The sequence below is a fragment of the Pseudoxanthomonas sp. genome (assembly GCF_035999195.1).
In the GTDB taxonomy this organism is placed as follows: Bacteria; Pseudomonadota; Gammaproteobacteria; order Xanthomonadales; family Xanthomonadaceae; genus Pseudoxanthomonas_A.
Map to the genome: position 1 here is coordinate 1,265,264 of NZ_DASYGY010000009.1, position 22,048 is coordinate 1,287,311.

At 70.1% G+C, this 22,048-nt stretch carries 23 protein-coding genes; 15 read left to right on the plus strand and 8 right to left on the minus strand.

The window, feature by feature from the left end; translation table 11 throughout:
- Positions 1–6 precede the first annotated feature (6 nt).
- Positions 7–468: a DUF4426 domain-containing protein gene (locus VGN58_RS13035; RefSeq protein ID WP_327483628.1), complete on the plus strand. Its 462-nt coding sequence runs from the start codon at positions 7–9 to the stop codon at positions 466–468.
- Positions 469–629: 161 nt separating this feature from the next.
- Here VGN58_RS13035 and VGN58_RS13040 read toward each other — a convergent pair whose 3' ends face one another.
- From VGN58_RS13040 to pdxH, 3 genes are read right to left on the minus strand one after another with little or no spacing between them, the layout of a single operon-like run.
- Complete coding sequence (locus VGN58_RS13040) at positions 630–1,424, minus strand: cobalamin-binding protein (protein ID WP_327484656.1); 795 nt, start codon at positions 1,422–1,424, stop codon at positions 630–632.
- Positions 1,425–1,426: 2 nt separating this feature from the next.
- Positions 1,427–1,900: an aminoglycoside 6'-N-acetyltransferase gene (aac(6'), locus tag VGN58_RS13045; protein ID WP_327483629.1), complete on the minus strand. Its 474-nt coding sequence runs from the start codon at positions 1,898–1,900 to the stop codon at positions 1,427–1,429.
- Complete coding sequence (gene pdxH, locus VGN58_RS13050; RefSeq protein WP_327483630.1) at positions 1,873–2,475, minus strand: pyridoxamine 5'-phosphate oxidase; 603 nt, start codon at positions 2,473–2,475, stop codon at positions 1,873–1,875. The genes aac(6') and pdxH overlap by 28 nt, the downstream gene beginning before the upstream one ends.
- Before the next feature lie 49 nt (positions 2,476–2,524).
- Here pdxH and VGN58_RS13055 point away from each other — a divergent pair, with 49 nt between their 5' ends.
- On the plus strand, positions 2,525–3,337 hold the full coding sequence (locus VGN58_RS13055) for a kinase (RefSeq protein ID WP_414710820.1): 813 nt from the start codon (positions 2,525–2,527) through the stop codon (positions 3,335–3,337).
- Positions 3,338–3,475: 138 nt separating this feature from the next.
- Here the strand turns inward: VGN58_RS13055 and VGN58_RS13060 are convergent, their stop codons facing one another.
- Positions 3,476–3,679 (minus strand): dodecin family protein, encoded by a 204-nt coding sequence (locus tag VGN58_RS13060; RefSeq protein WP_267791749.1) that lies wholly within the window; start codon positions 3,677–3,679, stop codon positions 3,476–3,478.
- Between the two features lie 106 nt (positions 3,680–3,785).
- Between VGN58_RS13060 and VGN58_RS13065 the strand changes: the two genes are divergently transcribed.
- From VGN58_RS13065 to VGN58_RS13090, 6 genes are read left to right on the plus strand one after another with little or no spacing between them, the layout of a single operon-like run.
- On the plus strand, positions 3,786–4,328 hold the full coding sequence (locus VGN58_RS13065) for a shikimate kinase (protein ID WP_327483632.1): 543 nt from the start codon (positions 3,786–3,788) through the stop codon (positions 4,326–4,328).
- Complete coding sequence (gene aroB, locus VGN58_RS13070; RefSeq protein WP_327483633.1) at positions 4,325–5,428, plus strand: 3-dehydroquinate synthase; 1,104 nt, start codon at positions 4,325–4,327, stop codon at positions 5,426–5,428. The genes VGN58_RS13065 and aroB overlap by 4 nt, the downstream gene beginning before the upstream one ends.
- Before the next feature lie 9 nt (positions 5,429–5,437).
- Positions 5,438–5,692 (plus strand): WGR domain-containing protein, encoded by a 255-nt coding sequence (locus tag VGN58_RS13075; protein ID WP_327483634.1) that lies wholly within the window; start codon positions 5,438–5,440, stop codon positions 5,690–5,692.
- A gap of 20 nt (positions 5,693–5,712) precedes the next feature.
- Positions 5,713–6,804: a uroporphyrinogen decarboxylase gene (hemE, locus tag VGN58_RS13080; RefSeq protein WP_327483635.1), complete on the plus strand. Its 1,092-nt coding sequence runs from the start codon at positions 5,713–5,715 to the stop codon at positions 6,802–6,804.
- Positions 6,805–6,834: 30 nt separating this feature from the next.
- Positions 6,835–7,470 (plus strand): hypothetical protein, encoded by a 636-nt coding sequence (locus tag VGN58_RS13085; protein ID WP_327483636.1) that lies wholly within the window; start codon positions 6,835–6,837, stop codon positions 7,468–7,470.
- A gap of 4 nt (positions 7,471–7,474) precedes the next feature.
- Positions 7,475–7,972 (plus strand): hypothetical protein, encoded by a 498-nt coding sequence (locus tag VGN58_RS13090; protein WP_327483637.1) that lies wholly within the window; start codon positions 7,475–7,477, stop codon positions 7,970–7,972.
- 5 nt (positions 7,973–7,977) lie between these two features.
- On the opposite strand, the gene VGN58_RS13095 is transcribed toward VGN58_RS13090, so the two are convergent.
- Positions 7,978–8,946 (minus strand): hypothetical protein, encoded by a 969-nt coding sequence (locus VGN58_RS13095; protein ID WP_327483638.1) that lies wholly within the window; start codon positions 8,944–8,946, stop codon positions 7,978–7,980.
- Entirely contained in the window at positions 8,943–12,521 is a 3,579-nt protein-coding gene (locus tag VGN58_RS13100; protein WP_327483639.1) for an ATP-binding protein, read from the minus strand. Before VGN58_RS13100 ends, VGN58_RS13095 begins: the two co-directional genes overlap by 4 nt.
- A 113-nt stretch (positions 12,522–12,634) precedes the next feature.
- On the opposite strand from VGN58_RS13100, the gene VGN58_RS13105 reads away from it, so the two are divergent.
- The 3 genes from VGN58_RS13105 to VGN58_RS13115 are packed head-to-tail and all read left to right on the plus strand — an operon-like array spanning position 12,635 to position 14,467.
- A complete protein-coding gene (locus tag VGN58_RS13105; RefSeq protein WP_414710789.1) occupies positions 12,635–13,294 on the plus strand; it encodes a YceI family protein in 660 nt (219 codons plus the stop codon).
- Positions 13,291–13,917: a cytochrome b gene (locus tag VGN58_RS13110; RefSeq protein ID WP_327483640.1), complete on the plus strand. Its 627-nt coding sequence runs from the start codon at positions 13,291–13,293 to the stop codon at positions 13,915–13,917. The genes VGN58_RS13105 and VGN58_RS13110 overlap by 4 nt, the downstream gene beginning before the upstream one ends.
- Positions 13,904–14,467 carry a YceI family protein gene (locus VGN58_RS13115; protein ID WP_414710790.1) on the plus strand — a complete coding sequence of 188 codons (564 nt, stop codon included), beginning with the start codon at positions 13,904–13,906 and terminating at the stop codon, positions 14,465–14,467. The genes VGN58_RS13110 and VGN58_RS13115 overlap by 14 nt, the downstream gene beginning before the upstream one ends.
- A gap of 12 nt (positions 14,468–14,479) precedes the next feature.
- On the opposite strand, the gene VGN58_RS13120 is transcribed toward VGN58_RS13115, so the two are convergent.
- The gene (locus VGN58_RS13120) at positions 14,480–14,950 is read right to left on the minus strand and encodes a hypothetical protein (protein ID WP_327483641.1); all 471 of its coding nucleotides are present in this window, start codon (positions 14,948–14,950) and stop codon (positions 14,480–14,482) included.
- Complete coding sequence (locus VGN58_RS13125; RefSeq protein WP_327483642.1) at positions 14,947–15,171, minus strand: glutaredoxin family protein; 225 nt, start codon at positions 15,169–15,171, stop codon at positions 14,947–14,949. Before VGN58_RS13125 ends, VGN58_RS13120 begins: the two co-directional genes overlap by 4 nt.
- A 72-nt stretch (positions 15,172–15,243) precedes the next feature.
- Here VGN58_RS13125 and VGN58_RS13130 point away from each other — a divergent pair, with 72 nt between their 5' ends.
- The 4 genes from VGN58_RS13130 (at position 15,244) to VGN58_RS13145 (ending at position 21,975) form a co-directional block, all read left to right on the plus strand.
- Positions 15,244–16,626, plus strand: a complete 1,383-nt coding sequence (locus VGN58_RS13130) for an L-serine ammonia-lyase (RefSeq protein WP_327483643.1) — start codon at positions 15,244–15,246, stop codon at positions 16,624–16,626.
- Positions 16,623–17,072, plus strand: a complete 450-nt coding sequence (locus VGN58_RS13135; RefSeq protein ID WP_327483644.1) for an NUDIX domain-containing protein — start codon at positions 16,623–16,625, stop codon at positions 17,070–17,072. The genes VGN58_RS13130 and VGN58_RS13135 overlap by 4 nt, the downstream gene beginning before the upstream one ends.
- 861 nt (positions 17,073–17,933) lie before the next feature.
- On the plus strand, positions 17,934–20,915 hold the full coding sequence (locus VGN58_RS13140; protein ID WP_327483645.1) for a two-component regulator propeller domain-containing protein: 2,982 nt from the start codon (positions 17,934–17,936) through the stop codon (positions 20,913–20,915).
- Positions 20,916–20,970: 55 nt separating this feature from the next.
- Entirely contained in the window at positions 20,971–21,975 is a 1,005-nt protein-coding gene (locus VGN58_RS13145; RefSeq protein ID WP_414710791.1) for an alpha/beta fold hydrolase, read from the plus strand.
- Positions 21,976–22,048 lie beyond the last annotated feature (73 nt).

The following is a 22,048-nucleotide window of genomic DNA, read 5'->3' on the forward strand; positions in this document are numbered from 1 at the left end:
ATCGCCATGAAATGCAACGCCACCCTGTTCGCCGTCGCGCTGCTGGCCCTGCTGTCCGCCTGCTCCGGCAGCGACGCGCCGCGCACGGCGGAGTTCGTGCAGGCTTCGCCGGCCGAAGCCGACTTCGGCACCCTGCGCGTGCGCTACAACGCGCTGCCGACCCTGGCCCTGAGCGAGCCGGTGGCGCGGCAGTACGGGGTTCCGCGCGATGCCGGCACCGCGCTGGTGCTGGTGGCCCTGCGCGAGATCAAGGATGGCGAGGAGGCCGATGCGGATGGCGACGTCACCGCCAGCGCCCACGACCTGTCGGGCACGCGGCAGGCCATCACGCTGCGCAAGGTGGATGCGGGCGGCTACATCGACCATATCGGCACCGCGCGCATCTCGCCCCACAATTCCTACCGTTTCGAGGTAGTGGTGACGGCCGGCCAGCGCACCGAGACGGTGACGTTCCAGCGGAGTTTCTGAGGCGTTTGCCTTGGCTCGATGTAGGAGCGACGTAAGTCGCGACCACACGCCATCCACAGCACGAGAACCATGGCCAACCCGGCGATGGCGAACGACCGATTGCAAACGTAGACGTCCAGTCCCCGGTCGCGACTTACGTCGCTCCTACAGAAGCGCCATCCTCACGCCTGCTTCGAGGCCCAGGCCTGGATGATCGCCGCGATCGCCCGCACGCCATCGGTCAGCGCGGCCGGTCCTGGCTGCAGGATCAGTGGCGACTTGATCTCGTGGAGTTCGCCGTCGCGCACGGCGGGAATGGCGTGCCAGCCGGGACGTGCCGCCACCCGGTCGGGTCGGAACTTCTTGCCGCACCAGGAGCCGAGGATGATGTCCGGCGCGCGGCGCACCACCTCGCTGCCATCCGCCAGGATGCGCTGCTTCGCCAGCGATTCCTTCGCCAGTTCGGGGAACACATCGTCGCCGCCGGCGATGCCGATCAGCTCCGACACCCAGCGGATGCCGGTGATCTGCGGTTCGTCCCATTCCTCGAAATAGACCGAGGGCCGCTGCGGCAACTGCGCCGCCTGCGCGCGGACCTCGTCCAGCCCGCGCTGCAGCATGTCGGCGTAGTCGTTGGCACGTGCCGCAGCACCGACCAGCGCACCCAGCCGCCGCACGTAGTCGACGATGCCGTCCACGCTGCGGTGGTTGCTGATCCAGACCTCCACGCCCTGCCGGACGAGTTCGGCGGCGATGTCGGCCTGGATGTCGGAAAACCCGATGGCGAGATCCGGCTGCAGCTTCAGGATCTCGCCGATCTTGGCGCTGGTGAACGCGCTGACCTTCGGCTTCTGCTTGCGCGCCTGCGGCGGTCGCACGGTGAAGCCGCTGATGCCGACGATGCGGTCCTGTTCGCCCAGCGCGTACAGCGTCTCGGTGGGCTCTTCGGTGAGGCAGACGATGCGGCGCGGGCCGATGCTCATGCGCCCAGCACCTTGCGGAAATACACCACGCGCTCGGTTTCCTCGAAGCCACACGCCGCGTGTGCGGCATGGCTGGCCGTATTGTCAAGCAGAGCGTCGGATGCCAGCTCGCTGCACCCCTGCGCGCGCGTCCAGTCCTCGACCGCCGCGATCAGCGCGCGTCCGACGCCGCGACCGCGGTGGGAAACGTCCACATACCAGGCTTCGAGGAAGCCGACCGGAGACGTCTCGGTGCCGTTGACGTAATCGTGGCGCAGGCTGGCTTCGGCCATCCCGATCGCGCGGCCTTCATCATCGACGGCGATCAGTGCGATGCCGGTGTCGGCATCCCAGGCCCGGGCCTCGGCCCGGAGTTCGGCGAGGTCCGCATCGGGCCAGAGCGCCAAGCGCATCGCGGCCCACGCATCGATGTCGGCCGCGGATGCGGTTCGTATGCGAGGGCTCAAGGGAACAGCATCCGCTTGCTCCATGCGCCGGCGCTGTCGCACTCGTAACGCCAGCGCTCGTGCAGGCGGAACTGCGCGCCGTACCAGAACTCGATCGCCTCCGGCGCCACGCGGTAGCCGCTCCAGCCGTCGGGACGCGGCACGTCGCGCCCGGCGAAACGCGCTTCCACCTCGGCCACGCGCATGTCGAACGCCTCGCGCGAATCCAGCGTCTCCGACTGGATCGACGCCCAGGCGCCGAGCTGGCTCTGCCGCGGGCGTGAGGCGAAGTAGGCATCGGCTTCGGCGTCCGTGACCGGCGCGACGGCGCCCTCCACCCGCACCTGGATGCCGGCTTCGCGCAGGCTGCGCCACAGGAACAGCAACGCCGCGCGCGGATTGTCGTGCAGTTCGCGCCCCTTCTGGCTGTGCGTATGCGTGTAGAACACGAAGCCGCGCTCGTCGTAGGCCTTCAGCAGCACGGTGCGTGCGGAAGGACGGCCGTCGCGCGTGGCGGTGGCCAGGGTCATCGCATTCGGTTCGACTTCAGTGCCCGCGGCCTTCGCTTCGCCGAACAGCGTGGCGAACGTGGACAGAGCTTCGGCGTACAGGTCGGTCATGGCATGGGCCGTCGGCGCCCGCGCACCGGGCATGCGCTATTGTCGCGCGATGGCGCAGTCAACGCATCCCGGTGGATTTCCCGTATGGCTGGTCGCGGAGGCCCTGGCAGCGGCGCGGGCGGTTGCCGCGCCCACGCCGGTGTTCGCGATCAGCGGCCTGCAGGGAAGCGGCAAATCGACGCTGGCCGCGCAGATCGCCGCACGGGCGAAGGCCGAGCACCTGCAGGTGGCCGTGTTGTCGCTCGACGACCTGTACCTGACGCGCGCGCAGCGCCAGCGGCTCGCGGTCGAGGTCCATCCGCTGCTCGCCACCCGGGGGCCGCCGGGCACGCACGAGGTGGCGCTCGGCTGCCGCGTGCTGGACGCGCTGAAGGCGGGTCACGACGTCGCCCTGCCCCGCTTCGACAAGCTGGCCGATGATCGCGCGCACCGATGGCAGCAGGTGACGGGACGCGTGGACCTGGTGGTGTTCGAGGGCTGGTGCGTGGGGGCCACGCCGCAGGACGAGACGGCGCTGGCCACGCCGCTCAACGCGCTGGAACGCGACGAAGACGCGGACGGGCGCTGGCGACGCCACTCCAACGACGCCTTGCGCCACGACTACCCGGCGCTCTGGTCACGCATCGACGCACTCTGGTTCCTGCAGCCGCCCGGCTTCGGGATCGTGCGGACCTGGCGCTGGCAGCAGGAACAGGCCCTCGTTGCGCGCGATCCACAGCGGACCGGCATGGACCGCGCGCAGTTGGACCGCTTCATCCAGCACTACGAGCGCACCAGCCGTCACCTGCTGGCGACGCTTCCGGGGATGGCGGACAGGACGATTCCTCTCGATGAGGCGCGGCAGCCGCTTCGCTCGTTGTAGGAGCGACGTCAGTCGCGACCGCATGCACCCCGCTGCCACGATGCATGAAATGGCGCCATGCCATCCAGGCCCAGGCGATTCCCGTGCACAGCCGATCCGCGGTCGCGACTGACGTCGCTCCTACAGGGCTTTCGCGCCTCACTCCACCACGAAACTGATCCGCAGGTTCACCCGCCACTCGGTGACGTTACCGCCATCGTCGGTGACCACCTTGATCTCGTTGACCCAGGCGCCCTTGATGTTCTTCACGGTCTCGGAGGTCTTCTTCAGGCCGACCTTCACGGCGTCTTCCATGCTGGTCTTCGACGACGCATTGACCTCGATGATCTTGGCGACGGACATGGTGCTGCCTCTTCGGTTGCTCCGGCACGGCGCCGGACCGCCACCGTAGTCCTGCAGGTGTTAAGTCCACGCCACGCGCGCGGGCGGTGCTAGCATCTGTCCCATCATGAATCCGGCCCCCAACCTGATCCTGGTCGGCCCCACCGGGGCCGGCAAGACCTCCATCGGCAAGCGCGTGGCCGAGCGCTTCGGGCTGGTGTTCGTGGATGCGGACCAGGCCATCGTGGACCGCACCGGCGCCAGCATCGCCACGCTGTTCGAGCACGTGGGCGAGGCCGGTTTCCGCGAGCGCGAGAAGGCCACCCTGCACGAACTGCTGGCCGGGCATGGCCAGTTGATCTCGACCGGCGGCGGCGCCGTGCTGGATGCCGACAACCGCACGCGGATGAAGCAACGCGGCTACGTGGTCTACCTGCAGGTCAGCGTGGAAGCGCAGCTGAAGCGCCTGGGCCGCTGCACCAACCGCCCCCTGCTGCAGCGCCCGGACCGCGAGCAGGTGCTGCATGACATGGCGGCGACGCGCGAACCGCTGTACCGCGAGGTGGCCGACCTGACGCTGGACACCGACGGCCTGACGCCGCCCGAGGCGACCGCCCGCCTGACCCAGCTGCTGGCGCACCGCTGGCAGCCCATCGAAGAGAACGCATGAACCAGCTCCGCACCGTCGATGTCGGCGGCGACACGCCCTACACCATCGCCATCGGCCCCGGCCTGCTGGCCGACGGCGCCGCGCTGGCGCAGCACGTGCGCGGTCGCCACGTGCTGCTGGTCAGCGACTCGATCGTGGCGCGGCTGTACGCCGGCACCGTGCGCGAGGCCCTGCACGGCGCGCGGCCGGACCTGGCCATCGGCACCTTCATCCTGCCGGCCGGCGAGGAGTCGAAGACGCTGGCCCACTTCGGCCATGCCATCGAGGCGCTGGCGACGCTGGGCGCGACGCGCGACGCGTGCGTGGTGGCGCTCGGCGGCGGCGTGGTCGGCGACCTGGCCGGATTCGCGGCGGCCTGCTGGATGCGCGGCGTGGACTGCGTGCAGGTGCCGACGACGCTGCTGTCGATGGTGGATTCGTCGGTGGGTGGCAAGACGGCGGTGGACATTCCGCAGGGCAAGAACCTGGTCGGCGCCTTCCATCCGCCGCGGGCGGTGTTCGCCGACACCGATGCGCTGGCGACGCTGCCGCCGCGCGAACTGCGCGCCGGTCTGGCCGAAGTGATCAAATACGGTGCCATCCGCGATGCACGCTTCTTCCAGTGGCTTGAACAGGAACGCGGGGCGCTGCTGGCGATGGATACCGACGCGCTGGCGCTGGCCATCGCCGCCAGCTGCGAACACAAGGCCGAGATCGTCGCGCGTGACCCGTTGGAGAAGGGCGAGCGCGCCCTGCTGAACTTCGGCCACACCTTCGGCCATGCCATCGAGACCGAACAGGGCTACGGCGGCGTGGGCAACGACAACCTCAACCATGGCGAAGCGGTGGCGGTGGGGATGGTGCTGGCCGCACGACTGTCCGCCCAGTTGGGCATGGCGTCCGCCGCCGACGCCGACCGCCTGGAACGGCTGCTGGCCGCCTATGGCCTGCCGGTCCGCATTCCCGCCGGCCTCGCGCCGGAGGCCCTGCTGGCCCGCATGCGCCTGGACAAGAAGAACCTGGCCGGCCGCCTGCGCCTGGTGCTGTGGCGGGGCCTGGGCCAGGCCGAGGTGGTGCCGGACGTGGACGAGGCGCGCGTGCTGGCCGTGCTGTCCGGCTAAAATGCGACCATGCGCGTCTTCCTCCAGCAACGCCCCGACGCGGGCGAAGCCCCCCGCTACGTCCAGCTGACCCTGCAGCCCGACCTGTTCGGCGGCTGGGAGCTGTTGCGCGAAACCGGCCAGATCGGCGGGCGCGCGTCGCTGAAGCGCGAACAGTACCTGCTGCAGGACGAGGCGAACGCCGCGTTCGAGAAGGCGCGCGACAGCCACCTCAAGCGCGGCTTCCAGCTGATGTTCGCCCGCGGCGCCGACGCGCCCAGGTAACCCTTCCCCCCGGAACTCCGATGACGCCCCTGAAGAACGACCGCTTCCTGCGCGCCCTGCGCCGCGAACCCGTGGACCGCACGCCCGTGTGGCTGATGCGCCAGGCCGGCCGCTACCTGCCGGAGTACCGGGCCACGCGCAAGCAGGCCGGCAGCTTCCTCGGCATGGCGAAGAATCCGGAGGTGGCCTGCGAAGTGACCCTGCAGCCGCTGCGCCGCTTCGACCTGGATGCGGCGATCCTGTTCTCCGACATCCTGACCGTGCCCGATGCGATGGGGCTGGGCCTGTACTTCGTGGAAGGCGAAGGCCCGAAGTTCGAGCGCACCGTGCGCAGCGCCGCCGACGCGGCGAAGCTGGGCGTGCCGGACATGGAAACCGAGCTGCGCTACGTGATGGATGCGGTGCGGGTGATCCGCCGCGAGCTGGACGGCAAGGTGCCGCTGATCGGCTTCTCCGGCAGCCCGTGGACGCTGGCCTGCTACATGGTCGAAGGCGGCGGCAGCAAGGACTTCGCCCGCATCAAGGCGATGGCGCTCAACGATCCGGACACGCTGCACCGCCTGCTGTCCATCAACACGGACGCGGTGATCGCCTATCTCGCCGCGCAGCGCGCGGCCGGCGCGCAGGCGCTGCAGGTGTTCGACACCTGGGGCGGTGTGCTGAGCCCGGCGATGTACCGCGAATTCTCGCTGCCGTACCTGCAGCGCATCGCGCGCGAACTGGATCGCGGCGCCGTTCGACAGGCTCAGGGCGAGCGGGATGAACATGTGCCGCTGATCCTGTTCGGCAAGGGCACGGCGGCGTACCTGGAAGACCTCGCCGCCAGCGGCGCCGACGGCGTCGGCGTGGACTGGCTGGTCGAACTGGGCGAGGCCGCGCGCCGCACGCAGGGCAAGGTGGCGCTGCAGGGCAACCTGGACCCGGCCACCCTGTACGGTTCGCCCGAGTCGATCCGCCGCGAGGTGCGCCGTGCGCTCGACAGTTACCGCGACGGCAACGGCGGCTCGCGCGACGGCCACGTGTTCAATCTCGGCCACGGCATGTCGCCGGACATGAACCCCGACCACGTCGCCGTGCTGGTGGACGAAGTCCACGCCTACAGCGCGCGCTGACGTCCCCGTTCCACCCACCGGAGTGACGCAATGGAATGCCGCCACCTGCTCGCTTTCGCCGCCGCCGGCCTGCTGCTGGTGGCCGGTGCGCGCGTCCACGCGGGCGAGGCCGATCCACCGCCCCCGCTGCACGTTGCCGGCGGCGACTTTCCCGCGCTGGTGATGGTGGTGCCGGAGGAGCATGCGGTGCAGGGACTGCAGGCCTCGCCCACCTGCGAGCGCATCCGCGCACGCCGCGTGGACGAACTGGCGCCGGCATGGCGCACGCGGGTGGCGCGGATCGAACTGGACTGTGAAGACACGCTGGCCGACGACGCGCAGGAGGCGCTTACCGCGGTGAGCGCGCGCGCCCTGCTGCATCCCGGCCGCGTGCAGCTCGCCGGCCACCCCGTCGCGGAAGTGCGGCTGATGGATTCGCAGCGCTGGGGCGACCACCAGTACGTGCTGGCTGCGCCGTTCGCGGCCGCAGGGCCGGAGATCCGGCGTTTCGTCGAAGCCAGCTGCCTGGCCCGGACGCTCGCCGACGAAGCGCCGGCCACCGCCTGCGCCATGCTGGAGGCCGACGACGGCCTGTACCTGCCCAGGTCCGATGCTGGCGGCATCTGGATCCATGTCGATCCCGACGATGCCACCCGCACCCTGTATGTCGAATCCTGGGCGGACTGATCCGATGCGCCTCCCGCCCTGGTGGTTTGCCCTGCCGGCCCTGGCATTCGCCGTGTCCGCCCTCGCGCGGGCCGGCGAACCCGATCCGTTTACCGGGCAGTACGGCCACGGCGCCACCGACAACCCCGACGAGGTGGTCTGGATCGTGCAGCCGCAAGGCGCGCATTGGCGCATCACGCGCACCTCGGACGACGACAGGGTGGACGCGCATCCGTTGGCGGCGCGCGGGCGCGAGGCGTTCTGGGCCCGCATGGACTGGCCCGCCGACAGCAGCACGGCTGCGGACTGCCTGACCTGGGGCGAGAAGCCGGCATCGCTGGCCGACCTGCTGGCGGATGCGCCGCCGTCGCCCGCCGCAACCGGCGACGACTACGGCCTGGGCGTGCTCTGCCGCGTGCCGATGCCGGCCCGCGCGCGCATCGACTGGCTCGCCGGCCAGGCGAGCGACTGGTTCTACTACGACCCGATCCTGGGCGTGATGGAAGTCCGCCGGCTGCGCTGAGCGCATCAGCCCACGCCGGAGCGCGGAGTGCCCAGGCGCGGCGTGGTGCCGTCGCTGCGCTCGGGCGGCATCCGGTATTCCAGGCGCAGTTCGCGCATCCCGTCGGGCACGGTCGGGGTCATGTCCTCGGGCGGGTTGCAGCCGGCGATCCGGCGCCCGCTCGTGCTGTACGCCAGGAACTGCGCGATCACCGCCTCGGACGAACCGGCATCCACCGCCTCGACGCGATCGGCGAAGCCCACCGCCCGTGCCGCGCCCTCGCTGCCGATGTCCACCAGCGCCCCTGCCGCCTTCGGGTCCGGCGCCGCGACCTGCAAGATCGGCGGCGGCATCCAGCACTCGCCGGTGCTGTAGAGCCGGGTGTCACGCACCAGCTGCGACGTGAACTCCTTCAACGCGGCGCGCAGGGTCTCCGGCGTGTGGGTCGCCGCCTCGCCACTGTAGCGACCCTTGATGTAGTACAGGTCTTTCGCCAGCAACGTCATCGCCGACGAATAGCGCGTGCCGTCGCGGGCGAGCATGAAACCGGCCGAGTACAGCGAGACGGGCCGGCGATCCTCGTCGCCGGCAAGCGCAACCTGCGACGTCTCCAGTTCGCCCGCCGGCAGCCCGTCGTTCCCCGGCAATGCGCGGATGCCGTCCACCGTTCCCTGCGCCATCGCGCGCACGCGCTCATCCGGCACGATGCCGGCCGGATAGAAATAGACGTCGATCCACTGGTCGCGCCGGTCGCCATGCTGGTAGCGCACCGACGCGCCCGCTTCGGCCTGCTCGTAGAGGTGCTCGTCGCGGGCGGTCCACGCACCGATCCTCAGCGGATACAGGATCCGGCTCTCCTGCAGGAAGCCGCCAAGGAACGGACGCCCGGCCTGCGTCCCGGTCGCCGCCGCATGCGAAGAAGCGACCAGTGCCGCGAGCACGCAGGCGGCCACCCTCAGGGCACCGCATGCCTTCCGGTGTCTTGCCTGGATCATCCGTGCTCCCCTCTGTTGTCGTGCGGTGCTGCCGCATCCCCGATCACTCTGGCCATGACATCCGCCAGCATGTCGCCGGTCACCGGTTTGCGGACGAAATCGTCGAATCCCGCCTGCCGCGCCAGCGGTTCGGCTTCGGCATCGGTGCGCGCGGTCAGGGCGACCAGCGGCGTGGTCACGCCCTGCAGGCGCAACTGCCGTGCCAGCGCCATGCCGTCCAGGCCCGGCAGGTCCAGGTCAAGGAACGCCAGGTCGAAGTCGGTCGTGACCACGTCCGCCAGCGCGGCCAGGCCGTGCGGCGCGTGCGTCACGCGATGTCCGCGCGCGCGCAGCAGCCCGGCCACCACCTCGGCGACGGTCGCGTCGTCCTCGACCAGCAGGATGTCCAGCGGCCCGATCGCGGCCGGCGTACGTGCCGTTTCCATGGCTGATGCCGCACGCGCTGCGCCCTGCGCGAGCGGCTGCAACGCCGGCAGGTCGACGGAGAACCGCGTACCCCGGCCCGGCGCGCTGTCCACGCCGATCTGCCCGCCCATCGCCACCGCCAGCTCCTGGCAGATCGCCAGGCCCAGCCCGCTGCCGCCGTAGCGCGCCGTGGTCTGCGCGCCTTCCGCCTGCTCGAAGCGGCGGAACAGCCGCGTCTGCTGCTCGGCATTGATGCCGGGGCCGGTGTCGCCGACGGTCAGGCGAACGCCCTGCGGCGACAGCGGCACCGCATGCAGCGAGACGTGGCCGGCTTCGGTGAACTTGATCGCGTTGCCCAGCAGGTTGAGCAGGATCTGCCGCAGCCGCAGCGGATCGCCGCGCACCAGCCGCGGCACGCCGTCGGCGATGCCGTCCTGGAAGGCGAGTCCGCGCTTGCCGGCCACCGGCCCCATCAGCGCGGCCACGTCGGCCAGCAGCGCGTGCAGATCGAAGTCGACCTGCTGCAGTTCCAGCTTGCCCGCCTCGATCTTCGCCAGGTCCAGCGCATCGTTGACCAGGCGCAGCAGGTGCGTGCCGGCGCGCTGGATGGCATCGGCGTAGCCCTTCTGCTGCGCGTCCAGCGGCGTGGCCTGCAGCAGTTCGGTCATGCCCAGCACCCCGGTCATCGGCGTGCGGATCTCGTGGCCCAGCGTGGCCAGGAAGCGGGTCTTGGCCAGCGAGGCCTGTTCGGCCAGCGCACGCTTGTGTTCGGCCAACTGCCAGGCCGTGCGACGGCTGACCCGCCGTCGATAGGCGGCACCGGCCATCAGCAGCAGCATCACGCCCAGCAGGGCGAACAGCGCCATGCCCCACGGACTGCGCCACCACGGCGGCAGCACCCGCACGGGCAGGACGAGTTCGCGCGAGGCGTTGCCGGCCGCGTCGTAGGCCTGCACGCGCAGCGTGTAGCGGCCCGGCGTGAGCGTGGAGAACACGCGTTCGCCCGTCGCGCCGTGGTCGAGCCAGTTGCTGTCGAAGCCTTCCAGCAGCGACCGGTAGCGGTTGCCCAGCGGATTCTCGTAACTCAGCAGGCGGGTGCCGACCAGCAGCTCGTGGTCGTCGGGTTGCAGCACCAGCGGCTGGTCGATCCGCAGCGGCCTGATGTCGTCGCCCCGGCTCACCTGCAGGCTGTCCAGCACCAGGTTCGGGGTCAGCGGCCGCGGGTCCGGCAGTTGCGTGTCGAGCAGCGCCACCGAACCGTCCGCCGCCGTCGTCGCCAGCAGGCCGTCCACCGTCATCAGCAGGCCGCGGTCGTTGAGTTCCTGGCTCAGCAGGCCTTCGCGCACGCCGAAGTTGCGCAGCAGCGCGCGCGACCCCTGCAGGTTGGGGTCGATGCGGAAAAGGCCACGGCGCGTGCCCAGCCAGACGCGCCGTTGCGGATCCACCGCCAGGCCGGTCGATTCGACCGCCGGCAATCCCTCCGCGGCGCCGATGCGCCGTTCGCGCGTCCAGCGCCCGGCCTGCCGGCGCCACGCTTCCACGCCGGACATGCGGTGCAGCCACAGGCGGTCGGCATGCTCGAAGGCGAAGGCGTACACGCGCTCGCCGCCCATCGCCTCAATCGCCACGAAGCGCTCCGCGCCGGCCTCCCAGGCCATCATGCCGGCCGCTCCCCCCAGCCACACGCGCCCGTCCGGCGACACCGCGATGCCTTCGATATCGGGCAGGCCGCTGCCGTCCTCCTGCTTGACCAGGCTGCGCAGCACGCGGCCGGTGGCGAGGTCGCGCTGCTGCACGCTGCCCATCTGCGAGACCAGCCACAGCGTGTCGTCCGGCGCCTCGACCAGCCAGTCGATCGAGGTGCCGTCCGGCACCGCGTCCTCGCCCGCCTGCCCCCACTGCCGCAGGGCGCCGGTGCGCGGATCGATCCGGATCAGGCCGTTGCGATGACCGATCCACAGCAGGCCGTGGCGATCCTGGCGCAGCGAGGTGATCCGCAGTTCGCCGAGCAATGCGGCGTGATGCGGCAGCGGCGTGACCTCTCCGCCGCGCGTATCCAGCCGTTCCACCTTGCCGGTGCTGCTGCCGATCCAGATGCCGTCGGTGCCGGCCTGCGACAGGCCGCGATACAGGCCGCCGCCCAGTCCCTGTGCCGACGAGAACGCCGCGATCCGCCGCCAGTCCGAGCGCAGGTAGGCCAGGCCGCGCGTCGGCACCGGTACCCACAGGCCGCCGTCCGGCAGCGCCAGCACGGTCTGCAGCACGCGACCGATGCCGACGTTCTGCGCGTCGTAGTTCACCGGCGCCGGTGCGCGGTCGCCTTCGGTGCGCCACAGGCCACCCTGGCTGGCCAGCCAGTACTCGCCCTGGCCATCGCTGGTCATCGCGATCAGCGCGTTGGGCCGCGCGAACATCGGCGACCACGGCGGCGACCTCCAGCCGCCCTGCGGTGACCAGCGATGCACGCCATCGGACGCGCCGACCCACATCGCATCGCCGTCCGCCGTCACCGAGTAGATGATCGGGCCCTCGCCGCTCGGCAGCGCCAGCCGGCGCAGCCGGCCGTTTTCGTAGCGGGCCAGACCGCCCATCGTGCCGATCCACAGTACGCCCCGCGCATCGAAGGCCAGCGACAGCACGCTGTCCGACGGCAGGCCGTCCTCGCCGTCCGCCGCGGCCGCGAAGCGGGTGATGCGGCCGTCGGCCGCCAGCCGGTGCAGGCCACCGCCGAAGGTGCCGAACCACACGTCGTCGCCGCGGCTGGTGATGGCGAACACGTCGTCGCTGCCCATCTGCGGATGCTGCGCCTGGCGGTAGTGGCGGAACCCGCGACGGTCGACATCCATCATGCCGAGACCGCCGTTCTCGGTGGCCACCCAGATGCGATCGCGCGCATCGATGTGCAGCGCCTGCACCACGTTGCCGGCCAGCGAGGCGGGATCGGCGGGGTCGTGGCGCCAGACCCGGAAGCTGACGCCGTCGTAGCGCGCCAGGCCATCCCAGGTGGCGATCCACAGATGCCCCGCGCGGTCGCGCGCCAGGGCGGGAATGGTGGTGGACGGCAGGCCGTCGCCGGCCCCGAGCAGGCGGAAGCGCGGAATCTCCGGCACGGCGGCGGGCGCGGGCGCGCACAACAGCAGGCAGCACAACAGCAACCCCCACGCACGCATCGCCATTCCTGCCCGTCCCTCTTCCGTGGTCGCCCCTGCCGGGCATCGTCGCAACGGACCGTTGCAGGCGCAAGCGGGGTATCTTCATGGGCCGGCCCCTAGAATCCGTCCCCATGCCCGGATCCACCGCCCGTCGCGCGCTGTTGCGCTCGCTCTGCCTGCTGGCGCTGCTGCCCGCCGTTGCCGCCGCACGCGACACCCTCGCCGAGTACGCGCTGGACCCCGTCCACACGCGCGTGATGTTCGCCATCTCGCATGCGGGTTTCTCCAATGCGATCGGCACCGTGTCCGGCAGCACCGGCACCGTCGTGTTCGATCCGGACGACTGGAGCCGTGCGCGCGTGGACGTGCGGGTGCCGATCGCCCGCATCGACCTGGGCGATGCCGACTGGAACAAGGCCACGCTGGCGAAGTCGCTGCTCGACGCGGAAGGCCATCCGGAAGCGCGCTTCGTCTCCACGCGGGTGGAGCCGGTCGACGCCACGCATGCGAAGGTGCACGGCGACCTCAGCCTGCGCGGGGTGACGCGCGAGGTCATCCTCGACGTCACGCTCAATGCCGCCAAGCGCCACCCGATGCCGCCGTTCCGGCGCACGGTGGGCTTTTCCGCGACCACCCGGCTCAGCCGCGCCGATTTCGGCATCACCGCGTGGAAGTCGGTGATCGGCGACGAGGTCGAACTGCGCATCGAAGCCGAGGCGACCTACGACGGCAAGGCCGAGGACGACGCCGGCACCCCCCCGCCTTCCCCGCTCCCGGAGCCGACACCATGACCCTGAAGAACACCGACGACCGCTGGGGCGCCGTCAGCCAGTTGTTCCACTGGCTCATCGTGGTGCTGATCCTGGTGATGGCCTACCTGGGCCTGACCATGGGCGACCTGCCGAACGGGCCGCGCAAGATCGACATCTACGCCCTGCACAAGTCGATCGGCCTGACCATCCTGGCCCTCGTGGTGTTGCGCGTGATGTGGCGCCTGTATGCCGGTGCACCCGCGCCCGTGCCCGGCACGCCCACCTGGCAGCAGCGCATCGCCTCGGTGACCCACTTCCTGCTGTACGCACTGCTGTTCGCGATCCCGCTGTCGGGCTGGGTGCTGAACTCGTCCGCCGGCTACCCGCTGCAGTGGTTCAAGCTGTTCAACCTGCCCGCCATCACCGGCCGCAACGAAGGCGTGCACGACGCCGCCGAAGGCGCGCACGAGCTGCTGTTCTGGGTGCTGGTGGTCCTGGTGCTGGCGCATGCCGGCGCCGCGTTGTACCACCACCTGTTCCAAGGCGACGCCACCCTGCGCCGCATGCTGCCGGGTCGGCGCGCGCCCGTCGCCGCACCGGTCGCGCCGTCGCCCGTACCGCTCTCCTCCACCCCACAGGATTCGCTCGATGAGAACCGCTGACCGCATGCGCCTGGCGCTCGCTTCCCTGCTGATGGCCGCCGCCGGCCAGGCCGCCGCCGCCGATTACGTGCAGGCGCCGGGCTCCACGCTCGTGTTCGCCAGCAACTACCAGGGCGAAACCTTCACCGGCAAGTTCGGCGGCTTCACCACCACGCTGAGCTTCGATCCCGCGCAGCTGGCCACCGGCAAGCTGGATGTCGCCATCCAGCTGGCCGGCACGCAGACCGGCAACAAGGACCGCGACGACACCCTGCTGTCGGGCGACTTCTTCAACGTGGGCAAGTTCGCGCAGGCGCGTTACACCGCGACCAAGTTCCGGTCGCTGGGCGGCAACCAGTATGCCGCCGACGGCACGCTGTCGCTGCGCGGCGTCAGCAAGCCGGTCACGCTGACCTTCACCTGGACGCCCGGTGCGCAGCCCGTGCTCGCCGGCAAGGCGACCGTGAAGCGCCTGGACTTCGGCGTGGGCGGCGGCGACTGGGCCGATACGTCGACGATCCCGAACGAAGTCGCGATCAGTACCCGGGTCGTGTTGAAGCCCGCGCCCTGAGGAGCGGCCCCGTCACTCGGCGGAGGCCGGCGGAATCCCGAAGCACCCTCGCCGGCCCGCCGCGTCGGTGAGGCAGCCGCGATGGCGGCCGGGTACGTGCGCGGCTTCGCCCTCGGCACGCACGACCAGCCCGAACACCTCGCCGGTCCGCGTCAGCAGCACGGCCTCCCAGATCGTGTCGTGGCCGCCCAATTGCAGGAACGTCCGCGCGCCGTCGTCCGCCTCGTGCAGCGGCGCATCGGCGGCATCGCGCAGCATGCGGCGAAGGTTATGCAGGTCGAGGCTGGCAGGCGCGCTGGTCGTCGCCTTCAGCAGCACGATGCGATCGATGCCATCCACGGGCAGCACCTGCGCCAGCGTGCGTCCCTCCCAGGCGAATGCGGCGCCGGCACCGGCCTTCGCCAGGTCGACATCGCCTGCCGCAGCGCTGGCCGATGCCATGCCGAGCACCGCCATCCAGCAGGACACGCCGCCCAGGGTCATGACCGCCAGGCCGTGACGCGGGCCGCATCGAACGGCCAGTCCAGTTCCGCACCGGTGTCGCTGCGATGCAGCACCGGCACGCGGATGCCGTAATGCGCTTCCAGCGCCTCGTCGCCATCGATGAAAACGCTCTCGAACTCGGGAATGCGCGCTTCGGCAAGCACGTCCAGCGCGAGGTCGCACAGGTGGCAGTCGTCGCGTTGATAGAGGATCAGGAGCATGGCGGATGAGGCATGAAGGGCGTCGGACGTCTACGTGCTTAGAATAGCGGCCTTTCCGCGGCGGTTCGCAGCATGGCAGTCAGTACGTTCGACCTGTTCAAGATCGGCATCGGTCCCAGTTCCTCGCACACCGTGGGCCCGATGCGGGCGGCGGCGCGCTTCGTCGCGCGCTGGCTGGTCGATGCCGACCGCCTGCGGGACGTGGTGCGCATCCGCGCCGAAGTGTTCGGCTCGCTGGCGCTGACCGGTCGCGGCCACGGCACCGACAAGGCCGTGCTGATGGGGCTGGAGGGCCATTACCCCAACGAGATCGACCCGGACCTCATCCCGCCCGCGCTGGAACGCATCCGCACCGGCAAGCGCATCCTGCTGGGCGGCACCCACGAGGTCGCCTTCGACGAGAAGCGGGACCTGCTGATGAACAAGCGGCAGAAGCTGCCGTACCACACCAACGGCATGCGCTTCACCGCGTTCGACGCCAACGACGAGGTGATCGCCACGCGCGACTACTACTCGGTCGGCGGCGGTTTCGTGGTCAACCAGGACGACGCGGCGGTCGATCGCATCGTCGCCGACGAAACGCCGTTGCCGTATCCGTTCAAGAGCGGCGACGAGTTGCTGGCGCAGTGCCAGCGCAGCGGCCTGAGCATCGCCGGCCTGATGTTCGAGAACGAAAAGGCCTGGCGCAGCGAGGACGAGATCCGCGACGGCCTGCGCGCCATCTGGAACGCCATGCAGTCGTGCATGGCGCGCGGCATCCGCGAGGAAGGCACGCTGCCCGGTGGCCTGCATGTCTCGCGTCGCGCGCCCGCGCTGCATCGCGAGCTGTCCAGCAAGCCGGAAGCCGCCATGCGCGATCCGCTGACGGTGCTGGACTGGGTCAACCTGTACGCGCTGGCGGTGAACGAGGAGAACGCCGCCGGCGGACGCGTGGTCACCGCGCCCACCAACGGTGCGGCCGGCATCATCCCGGCGGTGCTGCACTACTACGACCGTTTCTGCCCGGGCAACAGCGAGCAGCGCGTGTTCGATTTCCTGCTGACCGCGGCGGCCATCGGCATCCTCTACAAGGAAAACGCCAGCATCAGCGGCGCCGAGGTGGGCTGCCAGGGCGAAGTGGGCGTGGCCTGTTCGATGGCCGCCGGCGGCCTGGTCGCGGCACTGGGCGGCAGCCCCAGCCAGATCGAGAATGCCGCCGAGATCGGCATGGAGCACAACCTGGGCCTGACCTGCGACCCGATCGGCGGCCTGGTGCAGATCCCCTGCATCGAACGCAACGCGATGGGCGCGGTGAAGGCGATCAACGCCAGCCGCATGGCCATGCGCGGCGACGGCAAGCACAAGGTCTCGCTCGACAAGGTCATCAAGACCATGCGCGACACCGGTCGCGACATGCAGGACAAGTACAAGGAAACCAGCCGCGGCGGGTTGGCGGTGAACGTGATCGAGTGTTGAGCGAAGACATCGTCAACGAGCGCGGGGAACGCCTGCTGTCCATCATCGCCAGCGATCCTGCCGTGCTACCCGCCTTTGCCCTGGTGATCGCCACCCTCGACGACAACGTAATGCTCGTGCACAACCCGAGACGCGCGGCATGGGAGTTGCCGGGCGGCTTTGTTGACGCGGGAGAGACGGCCGACGCCTGTGCCTGCCGCGAGTTGCGAGAGGAATCGGGGCAGGGCTCAGCCGATCTGGACAGCGTGGCCGACATTCTGATCGGCCTGCCGGATGGCACCGTGCGACATGGTCGGGTCTTCCGCGGCACGCTTACACGTTGGCGACCATTCGTGCCCAACCTCGAGGCGGATGATTGCCGGACGTGGCATGCAAGCGATCTTCCGGCACAAACGTCCGCCATTGACGCTTACCTGGTGCGGCATCTGACCTCACAGCCAGCGTAGCGCAGGCAAGCCAGCGCACCCGGGGTCCGATAGACCCGCGGACGTCCCGGATGCGGCCTTCCGAATGGCAGGCCACGCGGCTCCCCCCGGACGCGGCCTTCGGCCTTACCCTGGCTACGACCTGATCTGCCCACTCCACGCAAAGCGCGTGGTTCGACAGGCTCACCACGAACGGGATCGGGCCTACGTAGCCCGGGTAGAGCGCAGCGAAACCCGGGAGCAAGCGTAGCCCGGGTAAGCAGAGTGCACCCGGGGTCCGACAGACCCGCGGACGTCCCGGATGCTGCCTTCCGAATTGCAGGCCACATGGCGCCCCGGATGCGGCCTTCAGCCTTATCCGGGCTACGCAAGTGCGATAGACCTTCAGATGGTCATCCGAATATCCCGTTCGTGGTGAGCTTGTCGAACCACGCTTTTCACGGTAGAGCGGGACTGCCTTGATCTGCCGGTCGTCCGCAAAGAGCGTGGTTCGACGGGCTCACCACGAACGAAATCCCGCCAGCGAAACCCTGGACTCGACACACCGGCGCACGCCCCGCATGCGGCCGTGGCCTTGTCCGGGCACCTGACTTCGGCCGGATTGGCCACCAAGCGCCGCGCACCGCGTTTTCACCACCACGGTACGACCCTGCACCGGCCCGGGCCCCTGCCCCTTTAGGCCTGCAGAACCCCGCCGATACCGTTCTTGGTAAACCTACTTACCGGAGACGCGCCCTGTCCGAATCCACGGACACGTCCCGCCGCGGCTGGCCATCGTGGCGGCGCCGACTGGCGGCCTGGTGCCTGCCCCTGCTGGGCGGGATAGCTGGGCTTTGCCCGTCGGCGCAGGCGCTGGATCCGTCCAAGTCGTTCCACCACTACGTGCGCAACCACTGGGCGCTGGAACAGGGCCTGCCCCAGCTCAGCGTGCTGGCCATCGCCCAGGACAAGCCCGGCTACCTCTGGTTCGGCACGCAGGCGGGGTTGAGCCGCTTCGACGGCGTCCGCTTCACCAACTTCGATCTCGACAACACGCCGGAACTGCCGAGCACCTGGATCCAGGCCCTGCATACCGACCGCGACGGTCGCCTGTGGATCGGCACGCCGCAGGGACTGGCCGTGCGCGACGGCAACCGCATCAAGACGCTGCCCCTCGCGCCCGGCGAAGCCGCGGGCGTCGTCGACGTGCGCGCCCTGGCCCGCGACGTCCGCGGCCGCCTTCTGCTGGCCACGTCCCGCGGCGTCATGGTCGTGGTGGCCGACCGCCTGCAGACGCTGCATCCGATCGACGACGGCGGCGCGCTCGCCCTGCACGTGGACGACGACGGCACGCTCTGGGTCGGCGCACGCGGGCGCGTGCACGCCTTCGATGGCACCGGCCAGCGCGTGCTGAAGCTGCCCGCCGCACCCTCCCCCGCCACGGTCACCTCGCTGGCCCGCCACGACGGCCGCCTGTGGGCCGGCAGCGACACGGGCCTGTTCGTGTTCGATGGCACGCACTGGCGGCGCGACCCCACCGTGGCGGCCGTCAGCGGCGGCGTGCAGGCCCTGCACGAAGACCGCGACGGCATCCTGTGGGCCAGCACCCGCAACCTGCTCTACCGGCTGCAGAAGGGCCGGCTGCTGGAGCGGATCCCGGCGACCGGGCCGCTGGCGGAAATCCGCGCCTTCCATGAGGACCGCGAGTCCAATCTGTGGTTCGGCAGCAACAACGAAGGCGTCAGCCGGGCGTGGAATGGCTGGACCCGGCGCTACAGCCGCGCGGAGGGTCTGCACCAGCCCCTGTTGTGGTCCATCGCGCAGGCGCCGGATGGGCGCGTCTGGGTCGGCAGCGACGACGGCGTGAGCGTGCTGGAAAACGGCCGCTTCCGCTCGCTGGTCAAGGGCAGCGAGCTGCCCCATCCGGCCGCCTATAGCCTGCTGCCGGAGAACGGGCAGACCTGGATCGGCACGCGCGACGGCGCCGCGCTGTATCGCGATGGCCGCGTGCAGCGTCCGCGCGCGCTGGCGGCGATGGACGCCGCACAGGTGAACGGCATCGTGCGCGACCGGGAACGGCGACTGTGGTTCGCCACCAGTACCGGCCTGTACCGGTGGACCGAGGGCGTGGACCGCCTGCACCACTACGGCGAGCGCGCCGGCCTGCGCGACGTGCGCGTGCGCGTGCTGTTGGAAAGCCGCGATGGCCGGCTGCTGGTCGGCACGCAGAGCGGGCTGTACGAGTTCGTCGACGAGCGCCTGGTCCCCCTTCCGCTGACCGGCACGGGACTGGACGCACCGCACATCGTCTCCCTGCACGAACTGGCCGGCGGACAGTGGCTGGCCGGTGCGCTGTCGGAAGAAATGATGCTGCTGTTCGACGGACGCCGCTGGACGCGCCTGGACAAGGCACGCGGGATACCGGCGAACGCGCCGTTCTTCTTCGCCGAAGACGCCCGCGGCTTCCTGTGGGCGGGCGGCCTGCGCGGCATCTACCGCGTGCCGGTGGCCGACCTGCTCAGCGCCGCCGACGACCCCGCATTCCAGGTGAGCGCGCGGACGCTGCTCAACGAGCGCGGCGATCGCCACGGTGGACAGAAGGGCGACTGCTGCAACGGCGCCGGCAACAGCCGGGGCTTCCTGGTCGACAACGCGCTGTGGCTGCCGACCCGCGACGGCGTGGTGGTGATGGCGACCGACCAACCCCTGAACAACGCCTACGTGCCCGAATCGGTGATCGAACGCGTGCAGGTGCAGGAGCAGTGGCGACCCGCCGAGCGCGCGACGGAATGGGCGCTGCCCAGCGCCGCGCGCGACCTGCGCTTCGAGTTCACCACACTCAGCTTCCAGGCCGCGGACCACATCGACATCCGCTATCGCCTGAGGGGGTACGACGACGCGTGGAAGCTGCTGGACGATCCGCACCAGCGCAGTGCGACCTACACCAACCTGCCGGCGGGCCGTTACGTGTTCGAGGTGCTCGGCACCAACAACAGCGGCCTGTCCGGGCGCGCCGCAGCCACGCAGGCTTTCGCCATCGCGCCGTATTTCTACGAAAGCGCGTGGTTCTACCTGCTGCTGGCCCTCGTGCTTGGCGTCCTGGTGCTACTGTCCAACCGCTGGGTGCTGCGTCGCCACCACAACCGCCGCGTGGCGCTGGAACGGCTGGTGCAGCAGCGCACGCGCGACCTGCAGCAGGCCAACCGGCAACTGGAGGCGATCAGCCTCACCGATCCGCTGACCGGTCTGCACAACCGCCGCTACCTGACCCGGCAACTGCCCGCCGACATCGCCTATTACCAGCGCATGCCCGGCTTCGCCGCCGGCGTGGACGTGCTGGCCTTCGTGCTGCTGGACATCGACCATTTCAAGTCGATCAACGACGGCCACGGCCACCAGGCCGGCGACCACGTGCTGCAGACGGTGGCGCACCGCCTTCGCACGCTGTCGCGCGACGGCGACTACGTCATCCGCTGGGGCGGCGAGGAATTCCTGATGGTGTTCCGGCCGATGCCGCGCCACGAGCTGCACGCGCTGGGGCGGCGCATCTGCACGGCGATCGCCGCCGAGCCGGTCGACGTCGCCGGCACGCAGCTGCGGGTGACCGCATCGTTGGGCGTGATCGGCTATCCGCCGTTTCCCGGTGCGCCCGACCTGCTGGGCTGGGAGCAACTGGTCTCGCTCGCGGATCGCGCGCTCTACGAAGTGAAGGCGCACGGCCGCAATGGCTGGGCGTTGTACGAAACCACGCCGCTGCCGCTGCCCGCGATCGATGCCGACCAGGCACGACGCGATCCCGGCGAGCTGGTGCGCAGCGGCCATCTGGCGCTGCGGGGTCCGCATCATCCGTCCACGAATCGGTCGCCATCCGCGCCCCGGGATTGACGTCCACGCAACGCGTCCGCGATACGCTGTCCCGCCCCGTCGCAGAGACCGCTGCATGAAGAATCCACGCTCGATGCCGGCCGCGCTCGCCGTCCTGCTCGCCTCCAGCGCCATGGCACAGGCGGAGCCGCTGCCAATCTACGGCGCCCGCCTGGAAGGCTTCGAATATCCGCATCCGGTGAAGACCTTCGCCCTGGATTCGCAGGCGCAGCCGCTGGAGATGGCCTATCTCGATATCGCGCCGACTACGCCGAACGGCCGCACCGTCGTGCTGCTGCATGGCAAGAACTTCTGCGCGGCCACCTGGGAAGCGGCGATCACCGCGCTGACCGGCGCCGGTTACCGCGTCGTCGTGCCCGACCAGATCGGCTTCTGCAAGTCGAGCAAACCGCAGCGATACCAGTATTCGTTCGGGCAACTGGCGGCCAACACGCAGGCATTGCTCGCCTCGCTGGACATCGAGCGCGCCGTGATCGTGGGCCACTCGATGGGCGGCATGCTCGCCGCCCGCTATGCACTGCAGTATCCGGACGCCACCGAGCGGCTGATGCTGGTCAATCCGATCGGACTGGAGGACTGGAAGGCTGAGGGCGTGCCGTGGCGCAGCGTCGATGCCTGGTACGCACGCGAACAGAAGACCTCGTTCGACAGCATCCGCGACTACCAGCGCACGGTGTACTACGACGGCGCCTGGAAGCCGGAGTACGAACAATGGGTGCGGATGCTCGGCGGCATGTACGCCGGCGAGGGACGCGAGGCCGTGGCGTGGAGCCAGGCGCTGACGTCGGACATGGTGTTCACCCAGCCGGTGGTCCACGAGTTCCCGAAGATCGCGGTGCCGACCACGCTGTTCATCGGCCAGAAGGACCGCACCGCCATCGGCAAGGACCTCGCGCCACCCGAGGTGGCGAAACGCATCGGCGACTACCCGGCGCTGGGCAGGCGCGCGGCGGCGGCAATCCCGAAGGCGAGGCTGGTGGAATTCGCCGACCTGGGCCACTCGCCGCAGGTCGAGGACCCGGCGCGCTTCAACGCTGCCCTGCTCGAAGCGCTGCGCTGAAAAGGAGCATCGCCTTGAGGCAGCAGTAAGTGGAGAGGAGTGAGGAGTGAGCGAAAAGCGCTTGCTCCTGACG

Excerpts from the sequence above, each read along its gene's own strand:
- VGN58_RS13130 (WP_327483643.1), top strand. The coding sequence starts at position 15,244 with ATGGCAGTCAGTACGTTCGACCTGTTCAAGATCGGCATCGGTCCCAGT.
- VGN58_RS13035 (WP_327483628.1), top strand. The coding sequence starts at position 7 with ATGAAATGCAACGCCACCCTGTTCGCCGTCGCGCTGCTGGCCCTGCTG.
- VGN58_RS13060 (WP_267791749.1), bottom strand. The coding sequence starts at position 3,679 with ATGTCCGTCGCCAAGATCATCGAGGTCAATGCGTCGTCGAAGACCAGC.
- pdxH (WP_327483630.1), bottom strand. The coding sequence starts at position 2,475 with ATGACCGACCTGTACGCCGAAGCTCTGTCCACGTTCGCCACGCTGTTC.
- VGN58_RS13090 (WP_327483637.1), top strand. The coding sequence starts at position 7,475 with ATGCGCCTCCCGCCCTGGTGGTTTGCCCTGCCGGCCCTGGCATTCGCC.
- VGN58_RS13100 (WP_327483639.1), bottom strand. The coding sequence starts at position 12,521 with ATGCGTGCGTGGGGGTTGCTGTTGTGCTGCCTGCTGTTGTGCGCGCCC.
- VGN58_RS13075 (WP_327483634.1), top strand. The coding sequence starts at position 5,438 with ATGCGCGTCTTCCTCCAGCAACGCCCCGACGCGGGCGAAGCCCCCCGC.
- VGN58_RS13125 (WP_327483642.1), bottom strand. The coding sequence starts at position 15,171 with ATGCTCCTGATCCTCTATCAACGCGACGACTGCCACCTGTGCGACCTC.
- hemE (WP_327483635.1), top strand. The coding sequence starts at position 5,713 with ATGACGCCCCTGAAGAACGACCGCTTCCTGCGCGCCCTGCGCCGCGAA.
- VGN58_RS13110 (WP_327483640.1), top strand. The coding sequence starts at position 13,291 with ATGACCCTGAAGAACACCGACGACCGCTGGGGCGCCGTCAGCCAGTTG.
- VGN58_RS13095 (WP_327483638.1), bottom strand. The coding sequence starts at position 8,946 with ATGATCCAGGCAAGACACCGGAAGGCATGCGGTGCCCTGAGGGTGGCC.
- aroB (WP_327483633.1), top strand. The coding sequence starts at position 4,325 with ATGAACCAGCTCCGCACCGTCGATGTCGGCGGCGACACGCCCTACACC.
- VGN58_RS13065 (WP_327483632.1), top strand. The coding sequence starts at position 3,786 with ATGAATCCGGCCCCCAACCTGATCCTGGTCGGCCCCACCGGGGCCGGC.
- VGN58_RS13055 (WP_414710820.1), top strand. The coding sequence starts at position 2,525 with ATGGCGCAGTCAACGCATCCCGGTGGATTTCCCGTATGGCTGGTCGCG.
- VGN58_RS13145 (WP_414710791.1), top strand. The coding sequence starts at position 20,971 with ATGAAGAATCCACGCTCGATGCCGGCCGCGCTCGCCGTCCTGCTCGCC.
- VGN58_RS13105 (WP_414710789.1), top strand. The coding sequence starts at position 12,635 with ATGCCCGGATCCACCGCCCGTCGCGCGCTGTTGCGCTCGCTCTGCCTG.
- VGN58_RS13115 (WP_414710790.1), top strand. The coding sequence starts at position 13,904 with ATGAGAACCGCTGACCGCATGCGCCTGGCGCTCGCTTCCCTGCTGATG.
- VGN58_RS13085 (WP_327483636.1), top strand. The coding sequence starts at position 6,835 with ATGGAATGCCGCCACCTGCTCGCTTTCGCCGCCGCCGGCCTGCTGCTG.
- VGN58_RS13120 (WP_327483641.1), bottom strand. The coding sequence starts at position 14,950 with ATGACCCTGGGCGGCGTGTCCTGCTGGATGGCGGTGCTCGGCATGGCA.